At 65.4% G+C, this 2,559-nt stretch carries 2 protein-coding genes; one reads left to right on the top strand and one right to left on the bottom strand.

All coding sequences use genetic code 11. The features are described 5' to 3' along the window. Nucleotides 1-815: magnesium chelatase domain-containing protein (locus tag EN738_RS33385; protein WP_145967020.1), on the bottom strand; the 815-nt coding region annotated here is incomplete at its 3' end. Between the two features lie 88 nt (nt 816-903). Here EN738_RS33385 and EN738_RS33380 point away from each other — a divergent pair. After that, the coding region (locus EN738_RS33380) for an Ig-like domain-containing protein (RefSeq protein ID WP_245494847.1) at nt 904-2,559 on the top strand (1,656 nt) is incomplete at its 3' end.

The following is a 2,559-nucleotide window of genomic DNA, read 5'->3' as shown; positions in this document are numbered from 1 at the left end:
GAATGATGCGGGGCGCGGAACGGCCGCCGGTCGGTGAGCTTGCCTTCGCCGAGTTCGCCCGCCACCGAGGCGATCATCGAGACTTCCAAAAGTTCCTTCGGCGCCAGCGGCGGCAGGATCGACGGCAGCCGCTGCGCCAGCATCGACTTTCCAGAACCTGGAGGCCCGACCATCAGGAGGTTGTGACCGCCCGCGGCCGCCACCTCCAGCGCCCGCCTGGCGCTCTCCTGGCCCTTGATGTCGGCAAGGTCCGGCAGGTCGCGCGCCGCGAGCTGGATGCCGGCCTCGGGCCGCGACAGCACCTGCGTGCCGCGGAAGTGGTTGGCGATCGCGATCAGGCTGCGCGGCGCCAGGATGTCGAAATCCTTGCCGGCCCAGGCGGCCTCCGGCCCGCAGCCGAACGGGCAGATCAGGCCCTTGTTCTCGGCATTGGCGCCGATCGCCGCCGGCAGCGCTCCGGCCACCGCCGCGATGGTGCCGTCGAGCGACAATTCACCGAGCACGACATAGCCGGCCAGCATGTCGCCCGGAATGGCGCCGAGCGCCGCCATCAGGCCGAGCGCGATCGGCAAATCGTAATGGCTGCCTTCCTTGGGCAGGTCGGCCGGCGCGAGGTTGACGGTGACCTTCTTCGACGGCATCGACAGGCCCGAGGCATGCAAAGCCGCCTGCACCCGCTCGCGGCTCTCCGCCACCGCCTTGTCCGGCAGGCCGACAATATGCATGCCGACCTTGCCCGGCGCGATCATCACCTGGACATCGACCGGCACGGCCTCGATGCCCTGGAAAGCGACCGTGCGAACCCGCGCCACCATCTTGCTCTGCCCCCGGATACCTGTCCGCCCGCCGGTCCTGCGATCAGGCGGCGAGCGGGGTCAGCCAAGACAACCACAGATTTTCGGATTGATCAAGAACATTACAAGAACAAATGTCGACCCCGACCGAGCAACGGGATCCCGCTCGACACACATAATTAACCACATTGGAAAAAGGCGGGACGCGGCCGGGTTTGTCACCGATCCGACGCGCGTACGATGCTATCGTTGGGATCGGGGGGGCATCCACAGCACGTCCAGGCGCGAAGGCGAGGAAGACAGGATGCTGACCTTAAGCAATGGCAGCGAGCTCACCGTATGGGAAGAAACCGACAATCCCAATCCGAGCCCTGACGCGGTCCTTTTCAGCATTACCGAAACCGACGGCGATGTGATCGGGCCAATAGGAGCAAAGCCGGATTTCCCGTTCGGTGGGATCGACCTGGCTTCGGTCGATGTCTTCGACGGCTTCTTCACCATCACCAGCTTCACCAACGAGGGCCGAACCGAGACCTGGACGACGGTGGAGACGCAGGTCTTCGACAATGAAGGCAATCTTATCCGCACCTTGTCCGACCAGGCCGCTTTCCTGTCTGCCCAGATTGTCTCGGTCAACGCCGACAGCCCCGACACCATCACGGTGACATGGATCGGCGCGAACGAATATTTCGGCGGCGAAAACACCCAGTATGGGCAGCATCAGATCATCCTGGAAGGCGGCGCGCTGCAGCCCGACAGCTTCGTCAATCATGCGCCCACCGCCGCCGATCTGAACGTGTCGGTTTCACAGGGGCAGTTTCTCGACGACATCAAATTCAGCGCCGCGGACGCCGACTACGATCTCTTGAGCTTTGTCGTCGTGGACGGGCCGGACCACGGCACCCTCGAGCAGAGCACGAGTTTCGACGGCAACTACTACCCGTTTCACCAGGGGCACTACGGCTCGAGCCTGCACTATCATGCCGACTTTCTGAGCGGCAATCTGTTTGACTACACGCCCGAGGCCGGCTTCGTCGGCACCGACAGCTTCACGGTTTACGCTACCGACGGCCAGGGCAACAGCAATGTGGCGACGATTACGATCGCGGTGACGCCGCCGGCCGAATCCATCGCGTTGAGCGACGTCACGAATGTCGTGAGCTATGGAGGCTACGATCATGCCGTGCTCGTCGCCGCGCTGGGCGGTGGCGACCGCATCAGCGGCACCCCGTTCAACGATACGCTAGACGGCGGCGCCGGCCACGACCAGCTGTTCGGCGGCGCCGGCGCCGACACGATCATCGGCGGCGCAGGCACGGATTGGCTGAAGGGCGACGCCGGCAGCGACGCGATAAGCGGCGGTGCAGGCACCGACGGCATCCGCGGCGATACGGGCGACGACGTTCTCGACGGCGGCGCCGGCTCAGACGACCTGCGCGGCGGCGCTGGCGACGACATCCTCAATGGCGGCGCCGGGCGCGACTGGCTAGCCGGCGACGCGGGCCGGGATGTCTTCGTGTTCGACGCACTCGGACCAGCGAACTACGACCGTATCGTCGACTTCAACGCGCTTGACGATGTGTTCCGGCTGGACAGCTCCGCATTCGTCGGGCTGTCGGCCGGCCCGCTTTTTGCTGCCGTCTTCACGGTCGGCAGCGAGGCCATCGATGACAGCGACCACATTATCTATGACGATGCGACCGGCGCTCTGCTGTTCGACCAGGACGGGGCGGGGGGGGCGGCGGGCGGCCGGTTCTCCACCGGG

The sequence above is a fragment of the Mesorhizobium sp. M4B.F.Ca.ET.017.02.2.1 genome, assembly GCF_003998955.1.
GTDB classification, from domain to species: Bacteria; Pseudomonadota; Alphaproteobacteria; order Rhizobiales; family Rhizobiaceae; genus Mesorhizobium; species Mesorhizobium abyssinicae.
The sequence above is the reverse complement of the archived record's forward strand: the minus strand, read 5'-3'. Positions and strand labels throughout refer to the sequence as shown.